The sequence below is a fragment of the Streptomyces sp. ME19-01-6 genome (assembly GCF_033793745.1).
GTDB lineage: Bacteria > Actinomycetota > Actinomycetes > Streptomycetales > Streptomycetaceae > Streptomyces.
The window spans coordinates 429,893-450,616 of sequence record NZ_JARAXF010000006.1; the positions used below are offsets into that span (position 1 = coordinate 429,893).

General features: G+C 71.7%; 23 protein-coding genes and 2 pseudogenes. 18 read left to right on the forward strand and 7 right to left on the reverse strand.

Annotated elements, in window-relative coordinates:
* Positions 1–76 precede the first annotated feature (76 nt).
* Complete coding sequence (locus PV419_RS17815) at positions 77–679, forward strand: SecDF P1 head subdomain-containing protein (RefSeq protein WP_319689704.1); 603 nt, start codon at positions 77–79, stop codon at positions 677–679.
* Here the strand turns inward: PV419_RS17815 and PV419_RS17820 are convergent.
* Positions 669–1,400: a B3/4 domain-containing protein gene (locus tag PV419_RS17820; RefSeq protein ID WP_319689706.1), complete on the reverse strand. Its 732-nt coding sequence runs from the start codon at positions 1,398–1,400 to the stop codon at positions 669–671. The genes PV419_RS17815 and PV419_RS17820 overlap by 11 nt on opposite strands.
* Before the next feature lie 194 nt (positions 1,401–1,594).
* Between PV419_RS17820 and PV419_RS17825 the strand changes: the two genes are divergently transcribed.
* Entirely contained in the window at positions 1,595–2,323 is a 729-nt protein-coding gene (locus PV419_RS17825) for a hypothetical protein (protein ID WP_319689708.1), read from the forward strand.
* Here the strand turns inward: PV419_RS17825 and PV419_RS17830 are convergent.
* Positions 2,298–2,438, reverse strand: a complete 141-nt coding sequence (locus PV419_RS17830; protein WP_319689710.1) for an SCO1431 family membrane protein — start codon at positions 2,436–2,438, stop codon at positions 2,298–2,300. The two genes, PV419_RS17825 and PV419_RS17830, sit on opposite strands and share 26 nt — an antisense overlap.
* Before the next feature lie 160 nt (positions 2,439–2,598).
* On the opposite strand from PV419_RS17830, the gene PV419_RS17835 reads away from it, so the two are divergent.
* Positions 2,599–4,056 carry an amidase gene (locus tag PV419_RS17835; RefSeq protein WP_319689712.1) on the forward strand — a complete coding sequence of 486 codons (1,458 nt, stop codon included), beginning with the start codon at positions 2,599–2,601 and terminating at the stop codon, positions 4,054–4,056.
* Positions 4,057–4,093: 37 nt separating this feature from the next.
* On the opposite strand, the gene PV419_RS17840 is transcribed toward PV419_RS17835, so the two are convergent.
* A complete protein-coding gene (locus PV419_RS17840) occupies positions 4,094–4,795 on the reverse strand; it encodes a FadR/GntR family transcriptional regulator (protein ID WP_319689714.1) in 702 nt (233 codons plus the stop codon).
* 145 nt (positions 4,796–4,940) lie between these two features.
* Here PV419_RS17840 and PV419_RS17845 point away from each other — a divergent pair, with 145 nt between their 5' ends.
* From PV419_RS17845 to PV419_RS17860, 4 genes are all read left to right on the forward strand, one after another.
* Positions 4,941–5,456 (forward strand): gluconokinase, encoded by a 516-nt coding sequence (locus PV419_RS17845; RefSeq protein ID WP_319689717.1) that lies wholly within the window; start codon positions 4,941–4,943, stop codon positions 5,454–5,456.
* 108 nt (positions 5,457–5,564) lie between these two features.
* The gene (locus tag PV419_RS17850) at positions 5,565–6,962 is read left to right on the forward strand and encodes a gluconate:H+ symporter (RefSeq protein ID WP_319689719.1); all 1,398 of its coding nucleotides are present in this window, start codon (positions 5,565–5,567) and stop codon (positions 6,960–6,962) included.
* Positions 6,963–7,030: 68 nt separating this feature from the next.
* Positions 7,031–7,831: an SDR family oxidoreductase gene (locus PV419_RS17855; protein WP_319689722.1), complete on the forward strand. Its 801-nt coding sequence runs from the start codon at positions 7,031–7,033 to the stop codon at positions 7,829–7,831.
* A 42-nt stretch (positions 7,832–7,873) separates the two neighbouring features.
* Positions 7,874–8,908, forward strand: a complete 1,035-nt coding sequence (locus PV419_RS17860; RefSeq protein WP_319690031.1) for an L-idonate 5-dehydrogenase — start codon at positions 7,874–7,876, stop codon at positions 8,906–8,908.
* Positions 8,909–9,020: 112 nt separating this feature from the next.
* Here PV419_RS17860 and PV419_RS17865 read toward each other — a convergent pair whose 3' ends face one another.
* A complete protein-coding gene (locus PV419_RS17865) occupies positions 9,021–10,214 on the reverse strand; it encodes an FAD-dependent oxidoreductase (protein ID WP_319689725.1) in 1,194 nt (397 codons plus the stop codon).
* Positions 10,215–10,319: 105 nt separating this feature from the next.
* Between PV419_RS17865 and PV419_RS17870 the strand changes: the two genes are divergently transcribed.
* The 3 genes from PV419_RS17870 (at position 10,320) to PV419_RS17880 (ending at position 13,681) form a co-directional block, all read left to right on the forward strand.
* Positions 10,320–10,943, forward strand: a complete 624-nt coding sequence (locus PV419_RS17870; RefSeq protein ID WP_319689727.1) for a TetR/AcrR family transcriptional regulator — start codon at positions 10,320–10,322, stop codon at positions 10,941–10,943.
* Between the two features lie 293 nt (positions 10,944–11,236).
* Positions 11,237–12,607, forward strand: a complete 1,371-nt coding sequence (locus tag PV419_RS17875; protein ID WP_319689729.1) for a CoA transferase — start codon at positions 11,237–11,239, stop codon at positions 12,605–12,607.
* An 81-nt stretch (positions 12,608–12,688) separates the two neighbouring features.
* Positions 12,689–13,681 (forward strand): hypothetical protein, encoded by a 993-nt coding sequence (locus PV419_RS17880; protein ID WP_319689731.1) that lies wholly within the window; start codon positions 12,689–12,691, stop codon positions 13,679–13,681.
* Between the two features lie 76 nt (positions 13,682–13,757).
* Here PV419_RS17880 and PV419_RS17885 read toward each other — a convergent pair whose 3' ends face one another.
* A complete protein-coding gene (locus PV419_RS17885) occupies positions 13,758–14,087 on the reverse strand; it encodes a hypothetical protein (protein ID WP_319689733.1) in 330 nt (109 codons plus the stop codon).
* Between PV419_RS17885 and PV419_RS17890 the strand changes: the two are divergent.
* Positions 14,081–14,518, forward strand: a pseudogene (locus PV419_RS17890) (XRE family transcriptional regulator); the annotation flags it as partial. The gene PV419_RS17885 and the pseudogene PV419_RS17890 sit on opposite strands and share 7 nt — an antisense overlap.
* A gap of 136 nt (positions 14,519–14,654) precedes the next feature.
* Here PV419_RS17890 and PV419_RS17895 read toward each other — a convergent pair.
* Positions 14,655–14,849 (reverse strand): annotated as a pseudogene (locus tag PV419_RS17895) (winged helix-turn-helix transcriptional regulator); the annotation flags it as partial.
* Between the two features lie 87 nt (positions 14,850–14,936).
* On the opposite strand from PV419_RS17895, the gene PV419_RS17900 reads away from it, so the two are divergent.
* The 3 genes from PV419_RS17900 (at position 14,937) to PV419_RS17910 (ending at position 16,479) form a co-directional block, all read left to right on the forward strand.
* Positions 14,937–15,092, forward strand: coding sequence for a hypothetical protein (locus tag PV419_RS17900; RefSeq protein ID WP_319689735.1), 156 nt, complete (start codon positions 14,937–14,939; stop codon positions 15,090–15,092).
* A 48-nt stretch (positions 15,093–15,140) separates the two neighbouring features.
* On the forward strand, positions 15,141–15,302 hold the full coding sequence (locus PV419_RS17905) for a hypothetical protein (protein ID WP_319689737.1): 162 nt from the start codon (positions 15,141–15,143) through the stop codon (positions 15,300–15,302).
* A gap of 190 nt (positions 15,303–15,492) precedes the next feature.
* On the forward strand, positions 15,493–16,479 hold the full coding sequence (locus PV419_RS17910; protein WP_319689739.1) for an aldo/keto reductase: 987 nt from the start codon (positions 15,493–15,495) through the stop codon (positions 16,477–16,479).
* 129 nt (positions 16,480–16,608) lie between these two features.
* Here the strand turns inward: PV419_RS17910 and PV419_RS17915 are convergent, their stop codons facing one another.
* Positions 16,609–17,082: a helix-turn-helix domain-containing protein gene (locus tag PV419_RS17915; protein ID WP_319689741.1), complete on the reverse strand. Its 474-nt coding sequence runs from the start codon at positions 17,080–17,082 to the stop codon at positions 16,609–16,611.
* A 125-nt stretch (positions 17,083–17,207) separates the two neighbouring features.
* On the opposite strand from PV419_RS17915, the gene PV419_RS17920 reads away from it, so the two are divergent.
* The 4 genes from PV419_RS17920 to PV419_RS17935 all read left to right on the forward strand — a co-directional run bounded on the left by PV419_RS17920 (position 17,208) and on the right by PV419_RS17935 (position 20,685).
* Positions 17,208–18,140, forward strand: a complete 933-nt coding sequence (locus tag PV419_RS17920; RefSeq protein WP_319690037.1) for an NADP-dependent oxidoreductase — start codon at positions 17,208–17,210, stop codon at positions 18,138–18,140.
* 50 nt (positions 18,141–18,190) lie between these two features.
* Positions 18,191–19,072, forward strand: coding sequence for an SAM-dependent methyltransferase (locus tag PV419_RS17925; protein WP_319689743.1), 882 nt, complete (start codon positions 18,191–18,193; stop codon positions 19,070–19,072).
* 114 nt (positions 19,073–19,186) lie between these two features.
* On the forward strand, positions 19,187–19,651 hold the full coding sequence (locus tag PV419_RS17930) for a MerR family transcriptional regulator (protein ID WP_319689745.1): 465 nt from the start codon (positions 19,187–19,189) through the stop codon (positions 19,649–19,651).
* Positions 19,652–19,659: 8 nt separating this feature from the next.
* Entirely contained in the window at positions 19,660–20,685 is a 1,026-nt protein-coding gene (locus PV419_RS17935) for an aldo/keto reductase (protein ID WP_319689747.1), read from the forward strand.
* Positions 20,686–20,724 lie beyond the last annotated feature (39 nt).

Here is a 20,724-nt window from a genome sequence, read left to right on the forward strand (position 1 = left end):
GGTTTCTGGTCTACTTCCAGGGCTGGTTGAAGCAGTGACGTGGGCCACAGGGCCCAGGACCACGGGGGGCGGGCCGATGAGAAGCGGATGGGCGCGGGGCGCGACGGCGGTGGCGGGGCTGCTGCTGGCGGCGTCGGCGACCGCGGGGTGCGACGACGGCGGCAGCGGCGGAGCCGGCGGCCGGGGCGGCGGCAGCGGGGGCGGCAGCGCCGCGGGGGGCGTGGTGAGCGGGCCGCCGCTGCGGTTCCTCCCGGTTGAGCGGGAGGAACCCGGGCCCTGCCCGAGCGGCGCCACCGACGCGTACGCCGACACCCCGACGGGCCAGACGGGCGGGACGGGCCAGGCCGGGCAGTCGTGCCTCTACGTCGACCCGGACGCCGGGATGACCGTGCGCCGGACCCAGTCGGCGAAGGCGAGCTTCGACGAGCAGTACAGCCAGGGCTACGTCGTGACCATCGGCCTCGGGAGCGCGGACGCCGCCCGCTTCGGCCAGTTGACGGGCAAGCTCGCCCAGCGGCAGAGCCCGCAGAACCGGCTCGCGATGGTGCGCGGCGCCAAGCTGCTGTCCGCCCCGTCCGTCGCGTCCGCCATCCCCGGGGGCAAGGTTCAGATCTCCGGGTCGTTCACCAAGGAGAAGGCGGAGCAGCTGGCGCGGGACCTCGGGGGCGTCAGCCCGTGACCGTCTGCGGCGAGCCCGTGACCAGCCGCGAGTGGAGCCGTACGCCCGGGCAGGCGTCCGTCAGGGCCGCGGTGAGCGCCTCCCCGGCGGCGGCCAGGGCCGCGTCGTCCATGGGGCCGAGGGCGTCGAGGACGAACATGGCGCGGGTGGTGGCGTGGGTCAGCCGGGTGCGGGTGCACTGACGCCAGTTCCAGCGGCGGCAGGTGACGCCCGCGTCGTCGCGCCAGACCACCTCGCCCGGCGCGGGGTGCTCCACGACGGCATCGCCGCCGGCCGTGGTCTCGAAGGTCTCGTCACCGTCGGCGCGGACCAGCCGCGCCGGTCCGGCGTAGTGGTCGAGATCCTCGCCGCCGAGCGGCAGGACATGGGCGACGGAGATCGCGTTGTAGATGTCGGTGAGCCGGTCCACCCGGGGCAGCCCGGCCGCCACCCGCCGCAGCAGCGCCTCCGCGCTGGGCCGGGTGCGCTGCGGCTTCGCCCCGAAGGCGCGGAACGCCTCGCGCCACGCGGCGATGTGCGGGTGCTGTTCCACAGCCCCGTCGCCCAGCAGCTCGCGCGCCGTGGACTCCGCCGCCGAGAGCATGCCCTCGCTGAAGTCGTCGCCGGGACCGGGGCGCAGCCCCTCGGCGGTGATGAGGAGCGCGCGGTAGTCGGGGCGCAGCGCGAGGACGGCGGGGTCGATGGTGGCCGAGTCGAGCCATTCCGCTGCGTCGGGTGTCACGGTTCACTTCTCCCTGTGTAGTGCACTATGCCAAACGATGGAGTACAGCATAGTGGACGGAGGTGGTGGGGGGTCGGTGACGGAGCCGGTTCATCGCGGGACTCGCGTCCCGGGGCAAGGTGGACTCAGCTCCACCCGAGGACGGCGGGCTCCCCACATGGTGTCGGGCGGCCCGACGCGGAATCCTTTAACACATGACGACCTACACCACCGGCCGTGGGCCGCACCGCAGCGAACCGACCGCCTCCGCCTCGCTCGCCGCCCCCGCCTCAGGGGTCATGGCGGCGCCGACCGGCCCGGATCCCGTCGGCATGATCTCCCTGCAGCTGGTCGACCGCGACCGGCCCGAGCCCGGGGCGCCGTCCAAGCCGTTCCGCGAGCTGACGGTCGGCGTCCGCTACCCGGCCCGCGACGTCGAGCGGTACGAGCGGACCCCGGGGACCTTCACCCACGAGGACGCCCCGCCCGCGCTGGACCCGAGCGGCCCGCGCCCCGTGGTGCTCCACTCGCCCGGCGTCGGCGAGGCGCGTTCGCCGCGCGTCCCGCTCGCCGAGGAGGTGGCCTCGCACGGCTATGTGGTCGTGACCATCGAACACGCCGACGACGCGCGGGCGGCTGAGTTCCCGCAGGACCGGGTGGCGGACGTCCGGTTCGTGCTCGACCAGCTCGTTTCGCTCGCCCCCGGCGTCCTGGACCTGTCCAGGATCGGATTGTTCGGCCGGTCCGCCGGCTGTCCGGCGGACCTGGCGGCCCTGCACGACGACCCGAGGATCAAGGCGGTCGCCGATCTGGACGGAAACCTGGCGGCGGCTTCGACCGATGACCCTGCTCCGGGTGCGCCCCTCGTGGCGTTCCTCGACCGCCGGCTGCGCGGCCGCGAGGAGGCGGCTTTCCCGGCTACAGCAGCCCGAGCTGGACGGTGAGCATTGCGATGCAGACGGTCAGAACCCAGCCGAGGACGGCTTCCAGCAGCCCGTCGTCGGACGGTCCGCCGGTACGGAGCCGGAAACGGGCACGGCGTGCCGCGATGTCGGTCATGCGGGTGTCCTTCTCACTCAGCGATGATTCGGCATGAGGCAGCCGTTACCCCGCCCAGAGTGCGCAGACGCGTCCCGTTCGGTAAAGGGGGAGTGGCCGAACTCACGAGCACCGGTTCCTGCCCGCCGGGCGCGGGCGAGGCGAGTCGAGGAGGTCCGCCGTGACCAGCGTCATTCCGAAAGGCTTGAGCGAGCAGGTCAGCGCGCTGGCCGGCGGTGAGGTGTCCTCCCGTGCGCTGGTCGAGCGGGCGCTGGACCGTATCGCCGGGACCCAGGGCACGCTGAACGCCTTCCGGCGGGTGCGCGCCGAGGCCGCGCTCCGCGAGGCCGAGGAGGCCGACCGGCTGCTGGCGGCCGGACGGCGGCTGCCGCTGCTGGGGGTGCCGATCGCGGTCAAGGACGACACGGACGTGGCGGGCGAGCCGACCTGCTTCGGGTGCTGCGGGGAGTTCCCGCCCAAGACCGAGGACTCCGAGGCGGTGCGGCGGCTGCGGGCGGCCGGTGCCGTCGTCGTGGGCAAGACGAACACACCCGAGCTGGGGCAGTGGCCGTTCACGGAAGGGCCCGCCTTCGGCGAGACGCGCAATCCATGGAACCCGGACTACACTCCGGGCGGTTCCTCCGGCGGAGCCGCGGCCGCCGTGGCCGCGGGCCTGGTGCCCGCCGCGCTCGGCTCGGACGGGGCGGGTTCGGTCCGTATCCCGGCCGCCTGGACCCACCTGATCGGCATCAAGCCGCAGCGCGGCCGGATCTCCACCTGGCCGTACGCCGAGGCGTTCAACGGCATCACCTGCAACGGCCCCCTCGCCCGTACGGTCGAGGACGCCGCCCTGCTGCTGCACGCGGCGAGCGGAAACCGCCCGGGCGACCTGCACCAGCCGCCGCCCGTGGACGTGCTCTCCGCCGTGCGCCGCGACCCGGGGCGGCTGCGCGTCGCGCTCTCCCTGAAGCCCGCTTTCACCGGCACGCCCAAGCAGCTCGACCCGGTCGTCCGGGCCGCCGTGCTCCGGCTCGCCGAGCGGCTGGCGGCCCTGGGCCACGAGGTCGTGGAGGCCGAACTACGCTACGGGGTCGGGGTCGGCCTGTCCTTCCTGCCGCGGGCGATGGTGGGGCTGTGGGAGTGGTCCGCGAACGTCCCGGACCGGGCCCTGCTGGACGTACGCACGCTCACCGCCGTCCGGCACGGCAGGCTCCTGGGAGGCAGGCCGCTGCGCCTGGCCCGGGCCGTCGAGGAGCCGCTGCGGCGCAGGGTCGGGGAGATCTTCTCGCGCGACGGCGACGGCGACGGCGACGGCGACGGCGACGGCGACGGCTGCGGCTTTGATGTGGTGCTCTCCCCGACGACCGCGACGCCGCCGCTGCGGATCGGGGCCCTGACCAAGCTGAACGGCTGGCACACCGACCGGGCGGTGATCGCGGCCTGCCCGTACGCCTGGCCGTGGAACGTCCTGGGGTGGCCGGCCGTGAACGTACCGGCCGGATTCGCGGGCGAGGGCGGCACGCTGCCGCTGGGCGCCCAGCTCCTCGGGCCCGCCAACAGCGAGCCGCGGCTGATCTCGCTCGCCGCCCAGCTGGAGGCCGACCAGCGGTGGTACGAGCGCTGGCCGACCGGGGTATAGCTCGCGCGCCCGCGCCCTGTTGGCACGTGGTGCGTCCCTACGGCGCCAGGATGTCCAGCTCCCGCAGCGCGCCGACCGTGATCTCCCGTGTGCAGGCCTCCGCCCGCACCGCGTCCCGCGCCCGTACGGCCTCGGCGACCCGTACATGCAGGGTGACCGCCTCCGGGTCCGGATCGCTGAACATCACCTGGTGCTCGGTGCGCCCCGTCAGCACCTCCGCGACCACGTCGCCCAGGCGCGCGAACATCTCGTTGCCCGAGGCCCTGAGGATCACCCGGTGGAACGCGATGTCGTGGATCAGATAGGCCGGCAGCTGCTGGCCGCGCGAGGTGGCCACCATGTTGAGCGCGTGTTCGGTGAGCTCGGCGCACTGCTCGGGGGTGGCGTGCTCGGCGGCCAGCGCCGCCGCCGCCGGTTCGATCGCCGAGCGCAGCGCGGTCAGCGAGCGCAGCTGGCGCGGCCGGTCGGAGCCCGCCAGCCGCCAGCGGATGACCTGCGGGTCGAAGACGTCCCACTCCTCGGCCGGGCGCACCGTGACGCCCACCCGGCGGCGGGACTCCACCAGGTGCATGGACTCCAGGACGCGCACCACCTCGCGTACGACCGTGCGGGAGACGTCGAAGCGCTTCTCCAGCTCGTCCGTGCGCAAAACGGTGCCCGGCGGGTAGTCGCCTGCTGTGATCGCGGGCCCGAGGGATGCCAGCACGCGTGCGTGCAGTCCACGCCCCTGGTTGTCCATGGGCTCAGCCTACGTGCCCGGCCGCATCCCCAAATAAGTATGACTTTTAAGTCACGGACCCTTGAATACGTCGTACCTGTGGGGTTGAGTGTGCCGCGGCGCAGAGGTCGAGGAAGACAGCGCCGGAGAAGACAGCGAGGTATCGATGGAGACCCCCCAGGTTGTCGTCGTCATGGGAGTGTCCGGCACGGGCAAGTCCACGGTCGGCGAGCTGCTGGCAGCCGAGCTCGGCGTTCCGTACGCCGAGGCCGACGACTTCCACCCCCCGGCCAACATCGCCAAGATGTCGGCCGGTACCCCCCTCGACGACGAAGACCGCCGACCCTGGCTGGACGCCATCGGCGCGTGGGCCCGTGAACACGCCGCCGGTGGCGGTGTGGTCAGCTGCTCCGCGCTCAGGCGCGTCTACCGCGACCGGCTCCGCGCCGCCGCCCCCGACATCTTCTTCCTCCACCTCACCGGCGACCGCGATCAGATCGCCGAGCGGATGAAGGCCCGCAAGGGCCACTTCTTCGCCAGCAACATGCTCGACTCGCAGCTGGCCACCCTCGAACCGCTGCGACCGGACGAGAACGGCGTCGCGGTGGACATCACCCCGAAGCCCGAGACCGTCACGGAGCGGGCCGTCGCCGCGCTGCGGCGGTCCGAAGCGCGGCGATAACGCCCGTCCCGTTCGCCCTCGCTCCCGTCCCCTCTTTCATCCCCGTTGATATCCGGCATACCCGGATAAACAAACGTACGGTCAAGACACGCATGTAAGGAAGCCTCCGTGACCAGTCTCAGCGTCGAGACGCTGGCAGCGGACACTGTCGACCCGATCACGTCGGCCGGTCACGCCCAGCTGGGAATCGCCGTCCTCGTCGGCATCGCCGTCATCGTCCTCCTCATCACCAAGTTCAAACTGCACGCCTTCCTGTCGCTGACCTTCGGCTCGCTCGCCCTCGGCGCCGTCGCCGGCGCGCCGCTGGACAAGGTGATCGCCAGCTTCACGACCGGGCTCGGCAAGACGGTCGCGGGCGTCGGCGTGCTGATCGCGCTCGGCGCGATACTCGGCAAGCTCCTCGCGGACTCCGGCGGCGCCGACGAGATCGTCGACACGATCCTCGCCAAGGCGAACAACCGCACCATGCCGTGGGCGATGGCCCTGATCGCGGGCATCATCGGACTGCCGCTCTTCTTCGAGGTCGGCATGGTGCTGATGATCCCGGTGGTGCTGTTGGTCGCCAAGCGCGGCAACTACTCGCTGATGCGCATCGGCATCCCGGCCCTCGCCGGCCTGTCCGTCATGCACGGCCTGGTGCCGCCGCACCCCGGCCCGCTCGCCGCGATCGACTCGGTCAAGGCCAACCTGGGCGTCACTCTGGCGCTCGGCGTGCTGGTCGCGCTGCCCACCGTCGTGATCGCCGGGCCGCTCTTCTCGCGGATCGCCGCCCGCTGGGTGGACGTCACGCCGCCCGACCGGCTGATACCGGCCCGTCCCTCGGAGGAGCTGGAGCGCCGCCCCGGGTTCGGGGTCACCGTGGCCACGGTGCTGCTGCCCGTCGTTCTGATGCTCGGCAAGGCGCTCGTCGACATCGTCGTGGACGACCCGGCCGACGGTGTCCAGCGGGTCGCGGACGTGGTCGGTTCGCCGCTGATCGCCCTGCTGGCGGCGGTGATCGTCGGGATGTTCACGCTCGGCCGGGCGGCGGGCTTCACCAAGGACCGGCTGGCGTCCACCGTGGAGACCTCGCTCGCCCCGATCGCCGGAATCCTGCTGATCGTCGCCGCGGGCGGCGGCTTCAAGGAGACGCTGATCGACATCGGCGTCGGCGATATGATCATGGACTTCTCCAAGGACTGGAACGTCTCCGCGCTGCTGCTGGGCTGGCTGATCGCGGTGGGCATCCGGCTGGCGACCGGCTCGGCGACCGTGGCCACGATCTCCGCCGCCGGGCTGATGGCCCCGCTCGCGGCCGATATGAGCACCACGCACACCGCGCTGCTCGTCCTCGCCATCGGCGCCGGGTCGCTGTTCTTCAGCCATGTCAACGACGCCGGATTCTGGCTGGTCAAGGAGTACTTCGGAATGAGCGTCGGCCAGACCGTACGGACCTGGTCGGTGATGGAGACCATCATCTCCGTCGTCTCGCTCGGCTTCGTCCTGCTGCTCTCACTGGTCATCTAGCGATCCGGTCATCCGGCGATCCGGTATCCGGCGATCCGGTCATCCAGCGATCTGGGGAACGCGTACCCATGACGACACATCCGCTCTTCGACATCGCGGGCCGTACCGCCCTCGTCACCGGCTCCAGCCGGGGCATCGGCCACGCGCTCGCCCGGGGCCTGCTGGAGGCGGGCTGCACGGTGGTCCTCAACGGCCGTGACCCGGAACGCCTCAAGGCCGCGGCGGCCGAGCTCACCGAGTCCGCCGAGCTCACCGGGGTTACGGCCGTCCACACCGCCACCGTCCACACCGCCGCCTTCGACGTCACCGACGGACCCTCCGTCGCCGCCGGGATCGCCGAGGTGGAGGAGCGGATCGGCCCGCTCGACATCCTGGTCAACAACGCGGGCATGCAGAACCGCGCCCCGCTGCTGGAGTTCACCGACGCCGACTGGCACCAGATCCTGGACACCAACCTCACCAGCGCCTTCCTGGTGGGCCGCGAGACCGCCCGGCGGATGACCGAGCGCGGACACGGAAAGATCGTCAACATCTGTTCGCTGCAGAGCGAGGTGGTGCGCCCCGGCATCGCCCCCTACGCGGCGACCAAGGGCGCGCTGAAGATGCTCACCAAGGGCATGTGCGCCGACTGGGGCCCGTACGGAATCCAGGTCAACGGGCTGGGCCCCGGCTATATCGAGACCGAGCTGACCCGGCCGCTCGTCGAGGACGAGAAGTTCAGCGCCTGGGTGCGCGGACGGACCCCGGCGGGCCGCTGGGGGCGGACCGAGGACCTGGTCGGCGCGCTGCTGTATCTCGCCTCGCCCGCGGCGGACTTCGTGAGCGGGCAGGTCCTGTACGTGGACGGCGGCATGACGAGCGTGCTCTGAGCACGCGGACTCAAGGAACACGGAGAGGCGTGGGTGAAGGACATGGTGCTGGGCTGTGTGATCCATGGGCAGGGCGATCTGCGGGTCGACGAACTCCCCGAGCCGACCCCGGCTCCCGGGCAGGCCGTCGTCGCGATCCACTACGGCGGCATCTGCGGATCCGACCTGCACTACCACCGCCACGGCGGGGTCGGCGACTTCCGCCTGAGCGAGCCGATGGTGTTGGGCCATGAGGTCGTCGGCAGGGTCGTCGGGTACGGCGCGGGCGCGAGCGGACCCGCGCCCGGTACGCCCGTCGCCGTCCACCCGGCCACGCCCTGCGGGGTGTGCCCCGAGTGCGCGGACGGCCGGGCCAACGTCTGCCGTGACACCCGCTACCTGGGCAGCGCCGCACGGACCCCGCACGTCCAGGGCGGCTTCGCGGCCCGTATCGCTGTCCCGGCGGCGCAGCTGCGGGCCCTGCCCGAAGGACTGGACCTGCGCCGCGCCGCGCTCGCGGAGCCGCTCGCGGTCGCCCTGCACGCGGTACGCCGCGCCGGTGACCTCAGGGGCCGTCATGTGCTGGTGACGGGCGCCGGGCCGATCGGCTGTCTGGTCGTGGCCGCGGCGCGCGCGGCGGGCGCCGCGAAGATCACGGTGACCGATCTGCTGCCGCGGGCCCTGGAGTTCGCGGCCTCGGCCGGGGCCACCGCGTGCGTACGGGCCGACGACCCGGCCGACCCGAACTGGCCGGACGACGAGGTGGACATCGCGATCGAGGCCTCCGGCGTGGCGGCCGGCCTCGACACCTGTCTGCGCCGGATCCGGCGCGGCGGCGTCGTCGTGCAGCTGGGCATGCTGCCGCCCGGGCAGAGCCCGATCGCGGGAAACCTGCTGGTCAGCCGGGAGATCGAGGTGCGCGGCGCGTTCCGCTTCCACGCGGAGTTCGACGACGCCCTGCGGCTGCTGGCCGCCGAGCCGTCCCTGGAGTCGCTGATCAGCGCGGTCCGGCCGGTACGGGAGTCGGCCGACGCCTTCGCCCTGGCCGCCGACCGCAGCCGCTCCTGCAAGGTGCTGCTGGAGTTCGGGGCGGAGTAGTCGGTTCTCCACCGGACGGACGGCGCGGCGGATGGGTCCGCCGCGCCGTCCGTCCGGCCGGGCTGGTCCGTCGTCCTCACCGCGGGGGCGCGCGTCCATCAACCCCTGAAGGTCAAAGTCGTGCGCCACGGGCCTGGGAGTCCGCAGGTGTCCGACTGGTCGGCAGTTCGCCGCAGTCGTGGGTGTAGAGCCAGGCCGTGGCCCTCTCGTAGCAGAGGCGCACCCCCACCGGCATCACCAGGTCGCGCATCCACCGCGCGAGCGGGCCGGCCGTCTTGGCGTCGCGGTTGTCCGAGGCTGCTTTGACCATCTTGGCAACGCGGTCCGAGCGGACAGCCGCGTACGCCGAGAGGGCGGCCTTGATCGAGGGCTCCGCGGCCAGTGACTGGGCCAGGACCAGTGCGTCCTCCAAGGCCATTGATGCGCCCTGCCCCGCACCGACGGGGTGTCCGGCGTCGCCGAGCAGCGCGATGCGGTCGTTCTGGCAAACCGGGATCGCGTCGAGCCTGTGCATCAGGGTGGGGCGGTGCAGCTCGACGGTGGCGTCAAGGATCGCGGACGGTACCTGTTCGTGCCGGTACAGCCCGGCCAGGTGGCGCAGCCATTCCTCGTCGGTGCGGCTGAGCTCCGGCTGTGCGGGGCTGGAGACCTGGGCCGACCACCAGACCTTGCCGCCGGGGGCCGCGAGGTGGATGAAGGCGCCGTTGCGGGCGAACGTCAGGTTGAAGATGCCGGGTTCGGTCTCGATGCCGTCGGCGATGCCCGAGATGCTGTAGAGGCCGGCGTACTCGGGGGTGGGCGCGTGCGGGTCGAGCAGCGACCGGGTGGCCGACCTGATGCCGTCCGCGCCGATGAGCAGTGATGCCTCCGCTGTACGGCCGCTCGCGAAGACCGCCCGTACGCCCCCCTCGGTGGTGACCGCGTCCACCAGGCGCTCACCGGTGACGATGGCCGCTCCGGCCACCAGCGCCTCCGCGCGCAGCGCCTCGACCAGCGCGCCCCGCATCAAGGTCACGCTGTGCAGCTCGTCGCCGCTCAACCGGCCTCGCGGGACATCGCCCAGCAGCTTGGCCGAGCTCGACCACATGCGCTGACCCGGCACATCGATCCCGGCCCGCTGTACCTGCTCCAGTACGCCGAGAGAGCGCAGCACCCGCAGACCGTTGGACGCCAGGCTGAGGAACGAGCCCACCTGACCTGCCGGTTCGGCGTACGCCTCGTACACCGTGACCTCCACACCGAGCCGCCGCAGCGCTATCGCACTCGCCGCTCCGGCCACTCCGCCGCCGATGACGATGACATTCACACAAACTCCCTGAATCTATATTCATTGAATGAGAATTCATCGAACCGCGATTCACTATGCTGGAGGTCCAGGCCACACGTCAAGCCGGAGAAGGAGCCCCACCCGATGGGCGTACGCAGGGAGAAGGCCGCCGAGACCGAGGCAGCGCTGAAGGACGCGGCGCGGAGGCTGTTCGCCGAGCGCGGCTACCTCGACACGAAGATCACTGACATCACCCGCGAAGCCGGACGCGCCACCGGCTCGTTCTACGCCCACTTCGCGGACAAGAACGCCCTGCTCCAGGCCCTGCTGCAAGACCTGAACGCGCAGGCCGACACGGAGATCGGCGCGGACGGCCACCCGGCCGATCACGATCTGACGGACCCCGAGCAGCTGCGTGATCATTTGGCCGTCACCTGGCGGGTGATCCGCGATCACCTGCCCGTGGTCGTGGCCCTGATGCAGACGAACTTCGCCGGCCCGCCCGGCCAGGGCCGCGCGTGGGCGAACCTGACCGAGGAGACGAGCACCCTCCGCGAGCACTTGGACTGGCTCCGCGAGCGCGGCCACCAGCTCCCGGGTGACCCCTCGCTGGTCGCCGCGGCCATGGGGGCGATGGTCTCGGTGCTCGGGTTCGCGGTCATCACCGCCGGGGAAGGCGGCCCGCGGGCCACCGACGAGGAGATCGTCGACACCCTCACTGCCCTGCTGCTGCACGGCCTGGCGGGACCCGCGTCGGGCACGAGCTGAACGGCTGACAGGGGATCACGGCCGACGTCACGGCCTTACCTGGCAGGAGCGCATTATCAACGCCCAGTGGGTGCTGCGCCGCTCCCTGGGGAGCGGCCCGCGGCCGGAGGCCGCTGATGGGCTGGGGCCTCACGCGCCGGAACACTCGATGCGGCTTGGACGCTCCGGTGCCCCACAGCCGGCGGCGGGGGCGGGTGCGGACCTGTTCACAGGCTGCGAGGCGCGCTGCGAGGAAGGGCTGCGCGTCATGGTCGCCTGCGTCGAGGCGACCATGGGTCCCGCACAATGACTGCATGGCCCATCGAATCGACTCCGCGACCGCTCACGCGTGGACCGCCCTCGGGGGCGCCGCGGACCTGCTGGAGGAGGTGTCGTACGTCCCCGCCGACGGGGTGCTGCCCTCTCGCCTGCCCGTACGGGAGCTGGCCCGCGCCACCGTCGGAGCGTGCTCCCTCGCCGCCGCCGAACTCACGGCGCGGCGGTCCGGGGGACCGGTGCCCGCCGTACGGGTGGCCGAGGCCGCGGTCGCCACGGCCTTCGTCAGCGAGCGGCATCTGCGGATCGACGGCCGGAAGCCGACCAACTTCGCGCCGCTGTCCGGTTTCTGGCGCGCGGCCGACGGCTGGGTGCGCACCCACGCCAACTACCCACACCACCGCGCCCGCCTCCTGGCCGCCCTCGGCATCGCCGACCGGGGCGACGAGGACGTTCTCGCCAAGCGCCTCGCCGAAGAGCTGGCGGCCCGCCCGGCGCAGTGGGTCCAGGAGACGGTCTACGAAGCGGGCGGCCTGGCCGTAGCGGTCGCGCTGCCCGCGGAGACTGCCGCCGAGGCCGAACCGGCGCTGATCACGTCCCGGCGGGTCGGCGACGCGGCTCCCCGCCCCCTGCCGCCCGCGCCCCTCCCCGCCGACGGCGTACGGATCCTCGACCTGACCCGCGTCATCGCCGGGCCGGTGGCCACCCGCACCCTGGGCCTGCTCGGCGCGGACGTACAGCGCGTCGACTCCCCGCACCTCCCGGAGGACCCGGACGCCCACGCCGACACGGGCTTCGGCAAGCGGTCCACCCGGCTGGACCTCGCCGATCCCCGGGACCGGCAGACCTTCGAAGAGCTCCTCTCCCGCGCCGACGCCGTGGTCACCGGCTACCGACCGGGCGCCCTCGACCGCCTCGGCCTCGCCCCGGACGCCCTGCTGGAACGCCGTCCCGGACTCGTCGTCGCCCAGGTGTCGGCCTGGGGCTGGTCCGGCCCCTGGGCCAACCGGCGCGGCTTCGACAGTCTCGTCCAGGCCGCGAGCGGCATCGCCACCATCGAAGCCACCCCCGACGGCCACCCCGGCGTACTGCCCGCGCAGGCACTCGACCACGGCACCGGCTATCTGCTCGCCGCGGCGGTCCTGCGCGCCCTGACCGAGCGTCAGGAGAGCGGCGGCGGAAGCCGCCTGCGCCTCTCCCTCGCTGCCACGGCCTCCTGGCTGATGCACGGCATCACCCCCGCCACCACGGACGGCGTAGCGTACGAGCCGGGGCCGTGGCTGACCGAGCGCCCTGCCCCGTACGGCCACCTGCGCTACGCCCGCCCACCCCTCGGCTACGGGGGCGCCCCCCGCGACTGGCCCCACCCGCCCACCCTGTGGGGCACCGACGCCCCGGCCTGGCGCTGAAGCTCGCCTGTCACCTGCGTGGCTACTGCTGCGCCCCTCGGTGGGCATACGGCGGAGTTGAGCACGACATAGCCTTCGTGCATGGTTCGCACCACTCCACCCCGCCCGGTCGACGTCACCCGGTACTTCCCGGAGCTCGTGCCGCTGGCCCGCACCGCGGTGCGGCTGCACCCTCGCGCCGGCAATCCGACCACGGCGGACAGCTCGATCGGCGGGCCGCTCCTGTGGCCGTCTCAGGAACGGTGGCCCACCTGTCCGGACCACGCCGGCCCCTGGCACCTCGGCTTCGCACCCGACGATGTCCGGCAACGGCGACGGATCCTTGCCGAGGCGTGGAGCCGGCCTCGCGCTGCCGGGGCTGAACTGCTGACCGAGGAGGAACGTGCCGTCGTCGAGCGTGTGGCGGACGGGGAGCGGATAACCCAGGACGGCCCGGTCCCGATGGTGCCGGTGGCCCAGCTCTACGCTGCGGACATCCCTGCCCTGCCGCGCCCGGGCGGCGCCGATCTCCTGCAGCTCCTATGGTGCCCGTTCGACCACGATGAGGACTACCTGCCCCGAACCGTGCTGCGCTGGCGGACCGCTGCCGATGTCTCCGACCCGATCAGCACCGCCCCCCAGCCGTCGGTGATCGGCAACGACGACTACCTGCCGGAACCGTGCCTGCTGCACCCCGAGACGGTCACCGAGTACCCCGCTCCACACGAGCTGCCGGAGGACCTGACGGACAGGATCCGTGCCTGGGAGGAGCACCACGGGGTGGTCTACCAGTACGACCTCGGCGTCGCCCCGGGCTGCAAGGTCGGCGGCCACACCCCGTGGAGCTTCTCCGACCCGTTCCCCATGGCCTGCGCCGAGTGCGACTCGGGCCTCCTGCCGCTGCTGACCGTCGATGGCCGTGAGTGGGACGGCGGAAGCAAGAGCTGGCGGCCGCTAGAGGATCCTGAGGACGCCGACCCGTCGTTTCCCGACGCCGGCGGTGCCACCCACGTGAACATCGGTCGTGGTTACAGCCTGCAGCTGTATGTCTGTGCGGCTTCCTGGGAGCACCCGCATGGACAGAACATGCAGTGACACGGCGGCCGGAGCCAGCGGCCACGGCGTGCGCCGCTCCTCGCCGATGGTCGTGGGCTTCGCCATTCACGATGCGTCAACGTCCCGAGCGGCGCGGGTCGTCGCCCTCGCGTGGGTCGCCGTCGTCACGGTTCTTGCCATGCGCGCGCACCCGGTAGTCCCCGGGCCCAGGCAACTGCAGCTCCGCCTCCTGAGCGTCTTCGCGCCGCGTCGTTCCGAAGTCCATGAAGGCCGACTCCCAAGAGGCGGAGACTTCGGCGACGTCCTGCCAGCCCTCGACGTCCAGCGGCGACGGACCGTCCCGCAGCTCTGCGGTGACCGAGATGGTGCCGATCTCCTGCCCGCACATGATCCGGCTGCCCTCGCCGTCGGGGTCGGCCTCAAACAGGCCGTTGAGCGTGGACACAGGTGCCCGCTCTTCCCGAGACGCTGCGGAGGAAGGCTGAGAGCGGTTGCCGAGTCCGCTTCCTGTTGGGCGACCCGGAGAAACCGGTAACCCGACAGCGGGAAGCCATTGAGCACGTTGCCCTGACGGTCTCCACGCGCATCAAGATGACCCTGGAGCAGCTTGCCAAGACAGGTGAGGTGCGGGGACTGGAGGTGCGGTTCTCCGCGTCGGCTGATGCGATGAACCACGTCTCCCTCTCGGTCTTCCGCTTCGACGACGACGCACTGGTCACGCCCCACCTGGCGCGGCTCGTCGGCCACGACTCGCCGTTGATGCATCTGCGGCGCCATGGTGACGTGGGGATGTTCTCTCGCTTCGTGGAGCATGCGGAGGAGCTGTGGTCCGGTGGCGTTCCCATCCCGGAACTCTCGTCGGCCGCCTCTCGATAGCGGCCGCATGCCCCGTGCCGCCGCTCGGGTTATTCGAGACCCCAACTCCACCCCTTCGAGTGACTGTTCGGAACCGGGAACTCCGTCCATGCCCCCGTCGGCCGGACCCCGGCGTGCGTGCTCCGCGCGGTGGGACGGTCGGGTTGACGGTGCGGCTGGTCAGGCCGTCGCGTTCCAGTGTGCGCAGGGTCTGGGTCAGCATCTTCTGGGTGATGCGGTCCAGGACATACAGCGCCCACTTGTTGGCGATCACCGCGATGACGGTTCGTGAGGGGCAGCCGCTGCGGTAGGTGAGGGGCAGGCCCGCATCCGTGCCCGAGTAGGTATCCATGAGGTTCCCAAGGGATACCGCCTTCTTCCAGGGTGGAGCCCGTGGCCGATCGGCCACCGTTCTCAGGTGTCAAGGGAAGGCGATGAGATGAACAGCCGTATGCGGGCGATCAGTCAGCGGGTCACTGGGTTCCGGCCGGGCGAGGCGGTGTTCGCCGCGGTGCTGCCGACCGCGGCGCTGACGGCCTGGCAGCCACTGGCGCGAAGCACGGCTTTCTCCAGGAGCTCGGCGCCGACGAGCTGATCGACTACACCTCCACCGACTTCGTGGCCGCCGCGGCTGGTGGCAGAGGTGCCGTCCGGCAGCTGTGTGGTCTTCTCGCAGGGCACCTACGACTATGACGGCGACCGGCGCACCGTGGAACTCCTGACCGACCTGTACGCCGAGGGCGGCGTGACCGTCACGCCGCGCGACAGGGCCACCATCGCGGGATTCCTGGAGGGGGCCGGATGAGAGGTCCTTGCTCCCGGCATCGTCGCCACCAACCGCGGGCGGCCGGACGCGGACGCGCATGGGAACCCCCTACGCCTTGCCGGGGGATGGGGCCGACTCCTCATTCACGCCGTCCTCGCTCGCAAGCCGTAAGCGCCTGCCGCAAGGTCCCTTGCTTGAAGCGCACTTCAAGGACCTAGCGTGGCCCGGCATGAGCAACGCCATCGAACAGATCAGCAAGGTCGAGCTGGGCACCGGCGGCCCCCTCGTCGGCGTCCAGGGCTTCGGCGCCATGGGCATCAGCCACGCCTACGGACAGACGGACGTCGCGGCGGCCCGCGACACCCTGGAGGCCACCGTCGAGGCGGGCGTCACCCTCATCGACACCGCCGACATGTACGGCGCCGGCGCCAACGAGGAGTTCCTCGCGCTGTTCGTCGCCGCGCACCGCGACGAGATCACCTTGGCCACCAAGTTCGGCATCGAACGCCGCGCCGACGACCCGGGCTACCGGGGCCTGCGCAACGATCCCGCCTACATCAAGAGGGCCGTCGAGGCGAGCCTGCGCCGTCTGAACGTCGAGGTCATCGACCTCTATTACATGCACCGCCGCGACCCCGCCGTCCCGCTCGCCGAGTCCGTCGGCGCCATGGCCGACCTGGTGCGGGAAGGCAAGGTCAGGTACCTGGGCCTGAGTGAGGTCACCGGCGCCGAGCTGCGCGAGGCGCACGCCGTGCACCCGATCACCGCCCTGCAGTCGGAGTGGTCGCTCTTCAGCCGGGACGTCGAGCGCAGCGCGGTGGACGCGGCCGCCGCCCTCGGCGTCGCCTTCGTGCCGTACTCGCCGCTCGGCAAGGGCTTCCTGACCGGGGCCTTCACCGACGCGGGCAAAGACCTCTCCAGCAGCGACTTCCGGCAGTTCCACCCACGCCTCACCGGCGACAACGCCAAGGCGAACGCCGCTCTCCTGGCGCCCCTCCACCAGATCGCGGCCGACCATGGCGCCACCACGGCCCAGATCGCCCTGGCCTGGGTGCAGCAGCGGGCCCACGTACACGGCCTGACCGTCGTACCGATCCCCGGAACCCGCAAGCGCAGCCGCCTCCTCGAGAACGCCGCGGCCACCCGAATCACGCTGACCGCCGAAGAGCTGGCGCTGCTGGAGCCGATCGCCGGCCAGGTCGCGGGCGACCGCTAGCCGGACATGTCACTTACCTCCGCGGTCCGGGAAGCCTAGGTCCGGACAGGGGCCGCATCGGAAATCGGCCTGCCACGCTTCACCCTCCAAGAGCACGGACGGCCTCCCTCAGGATGTGCTCGGGGATCTTCACCAGCGCCTCACCGGCCGGAGGCTGGAACGCTTCACAGGGTCGGCTGAGAGAGTTCCTGCTTGGACAGGGGCCGGCGCGGTGGCCGCTCGTTCGTCGAAGGAGGTGCGGGCGGCGAGGATTTCGCGTGCGTGCTCCAGCGACCAGTCGGCGATGGCGGCGGTCAGCTGCCCGGCCTGGCCGCCGAGGGGGGTCAGGCCGTATTCGACGCGCGGTGGGACGGTCGGGTAGACGGTGCGGCTGACCAGGCCGTCGCGTTCCAGTGTGCGCAGGGTCTGGGTCAGCATCTTCTGGGTGATGCCGTCCAGGACGCGCCGCAGCTCGTTGAACCGCAGCGGCCGCTCGTAACGCCGCAGGGCGCCCAGGACATACAGCGCCCACTTGTTGGCGATCACCGCGATGACGGTTCGTGAGGGGCAGTCGCTGCGGTAGGTGAGGGGCGGTCCCGCATCCGTGTCCGAGTAGGTATCCATAAGGTACCTGGGTATCACATAGGTGCCTTCTTCCCAAGGGATACCGCCTTCTTCCAGGATGGAGCCCGTGGCCGGTCGGCCACCGTTCTCAGGTGTCAAGGGAAGGCGATGAGATGAACAGCCGTATGCGGGCGGTCAGCCAGCGGGTCTTCGGCGGCCCGGACGTCCTGGAGATCATCGAGACGGAGCGGCCCGAGCCGGGGCCCGACGAGGTGCTGGTGCGTGTCCACGCCGTGGGTGTCAACCCGGCCGACTGGAAGGGGCGTTCCGGGCTGTTGCCCCGGCTGGGCGAGCCGCCGTTCACGCTGGGGCTGGATCTGGCCGGGGTGGTGGAGACGGCGGGCGAGCGGGTCACTGGGTTCCGGCCGGGCGAGGCGGTGTTCGCCGCGGTGCTGCCGCCGCGCGCCTACGCCGAGTACGTCGCGGTGCCGCAGGAGGCCCTGGCGCCCGTCCCCGCGGGCCTTGACCTGGTGCGCGCGGCGGCGCTGCCGACCGCGGCGCTGACGGCCTGGCAGCCACTGGCGCGGGTCGCGGGCGTGCGGGCCGGGCAGCGGGTTCTGGTGCATGCGGCGGCCGGTGGCATCGGGCACCTGGCGGTCCAGATCGCCAAGGATCGCGGCGCGTACGTCATCGGCACAGCCCGGCGGGCCAAGCACGGCTTTCTCCAGGAGCTCGGCGCCGACGAGCTGGTCGACTACACCTCCACCGACTTCGTGGCCGCCGCGGCGGGCGTCGACGTGGTGCTGGACCCCATCAGCGGTGAGTACGGCCTGCGGTCTCTGGACGCGCTGGCCCCCGGCGGGGTGCTGATCGACATCAGGGGCACCGGCCCGGACCGAGACCCGATCCGGGCCAAGGCGGGAGAGCAGGGGCGGCGGTACGTGGAGTTCGGATTCACCGCCTCGGGGGCCGATCTGCGGGAGATCGGCGCACTGGTGGAGCGGGGCGTCCTGCGGGTCGCCGTTGAGGAGGTCCTGCCGCTCCAGGAAGTCGCCAAGGCACACGAGTTGAGTGAGTCCGGCCGGGTCACGGGCAAGATCGTGCTGACCGTTCGGTGACCGCTGACGTACTCACGGTGCCGAAGAGGGCGAGACCACCGGAGAGCGGCATGACTTCGCATGACACCCCGGCCGGCACGCACGCGGCACGGCTGTACGCGCACTTCCTGGACGACGGGACAGACGGTGGGGACCGGGAGGACGGCGGGGACCGGGAGGACGGCGGGGACCGGGAAGACGGTGGGGACCGGGAAATGACCCTGACCGAACGGATACAGCAGCGGGTGCCCAACGTCGGGCTCATCGCCCGCAATCAGCGTCTCTTTGTGCTGCGGGCGGTGCGTACCGTCGCCGAGCAGTACGGCATCCGGCAGTTCCTGGACATCGGCTCCGGGCCGGACCACGCGCCGAACGTCCACGAGGTGGCGCAGGACGTCGACCCGGCCTGCGGGGTCCTCTACGTCGATCGGGACGAGGCGGTCATGGCCGAGCTGTCGGCCAGGTGGCAGGGGGACGCCCGGGTCGGCTGCCTCACGGCCGACGCGCGCGATCCCGAGTCGATTCTGCGCTCACCGGTCGTACGGAGGACCATCGACTTCGGCCGGCCCGTCGGACTGCTCCTGGCCTCGGTCTTCCTGTTCGTCGAGGACGAGGACGACCCGGCCGGCATCATCGAGCGGCTGGTGGCAGAGGTGCCGTCCGGCAGCTACGTGGTCTTCTCGCAGGGCACCTACGACTATGACGGCGACCGGCGCACCGTGGAACTCCTGACCGACCTGTACGCCGAGGGCGGCGTGACCGTCACGCCGCGCGACAGGGCCACCATCGCGGGATTCCTGGAGGGGGCCGGATTGGAGATCCTTGCTCCCGGCATCGTCTCCACCAACCGTTGGCGGCCGGACGCGGATGCGGACGCGCACAGGAACCTGGACTCCTTGCCGGGGGACGAGGCCGATTCCTGTATCCACGCCGCCCTCGCTCACAAGCCGTGAGCCACGGCCTGCTCGTATACGCGCGACCGTAGTGCGCTGCCACCGGGACCGGGTGGAGACGTCGCACGGAGGGTGCTTGCTTCAAGTGCACTTGAAGGTCCTAGCGTGGTGGGCATGACGGTGATCGACAGCACTCCCGTGAAGGTCCCGCCCGTGGACGCCTGTGTGTCCGCCGGGACGGCGCATCCGCGACCCGACGGCCAGGACCGCTACACGATCAGCGAGGTCGCGGAGGTCACCGGACTCAGCGCGCCCACCCTGCGCTGGTACGAGCAGATCGGTCTGATGCCGCACGTGGAGCGGTCGCACACCGGCCAGCGCCTCTTCAACAACAGGGACCTGGACTGGCTCGCCTTCGTGAGCAAGCTGCGGCTGACCGGGATGCCGATCGCCGACATGGTCCGCTTCGCGGAGCTGGTGCTCCGCGGCAAGGCCACCTACGACGAACGGCGGGAGATTCTGGAACAGACCCGACGCGAGGTCCTCGCGCGCATCGCGGGGCTGCAGGACACCCTCACCGTACTCGACGCCAAGATCGACTTTTATGCGGGCGCCCGCCGGGCGCCGGAAAGGGCCTGAGCGCCATCATGAGCAACGCCATCGAACAGATCAGCAAGGTCGAGCTGGGCAGCGGCGGCCCCCTCGTCGGCGTCCAGGGCTTCGGCGCCATGGGCATCAGCGCCGCCTACGGCCAGACGGACGACGCGGCGGCCCGCGACACCCTGGAGGCCACGGTCGAGGCGGGCGTCACCCTCATCGACACCGCCGACATGTACGGCGTCGGTGCCAACGAGGAGTTCCTCGCGCCGTTCGTCGCCGCGCACCGCGACGAGATCACTCTGGCCACCAAGTTCGCCATCGAATACCGCGCCGACGACCCGAGCTACCGAGCCATCCGCAACGATCCCGCCTACATCAAGAAGGCCGTCGAGGCGAGCCTGCGCCGTCTGAACGTCGAGGTCATCGACCTCTACTACATGCACCGCCGCGACCCCGCCGTCCCGCTCGCCGAGTCCGTCGGCGCCATGGCCGACCTCGTACGGGAAGGCAAGGTCAAGCACCTCGGCCTGAGCGAGGTCACCGGTGCCGAACTGCGCGAGGCGCACGCCGTGCACCCGATCACCGCCCTGCAGTCGGAGTGGTCGGTCTTCAGCCGGGACGTCGAGCGCAGCGCGGTGGGCGCGGCCGCCGAACTCGGGGTCGCCTTCGTGCCGTACTCGCCGCTCGGCCGGGGCTTTTTGACCGGGGCCTTCACCGACGCGGGCAAAGACCTCTCCAGCAGCGACTTCCGGCAGTTGCTGCCGCGCTTCACCGGCGACAACGCCAAGGCGAACGCCGCTCTCCTGGCGCCCCTGCACAAGCTCGCGGCCGACCATGGCGCCACCACGGCCCAGATCGCCCTGGCCTGGGTGCAGCAGCGGGCCCAGGCGCACGGCCTGACTGTCGTCCCGATCCCCGGGACCCGCAAGCGCAGCCGCCTCCTCGAGAACGCCGCGGCCACCTGGATCACGCTGACCTCCGACGAGCTGGCGCTGCTGGAGCCGATCGCCGGTCAGGTCGCGGGCGACCGCTACTCGGACATGTCACTCACCTCCGCGGCCCGGGAGGCATAGGAGTTGGGGAGGGCCGGGGCGGGGACAGGGGGCGAGCCG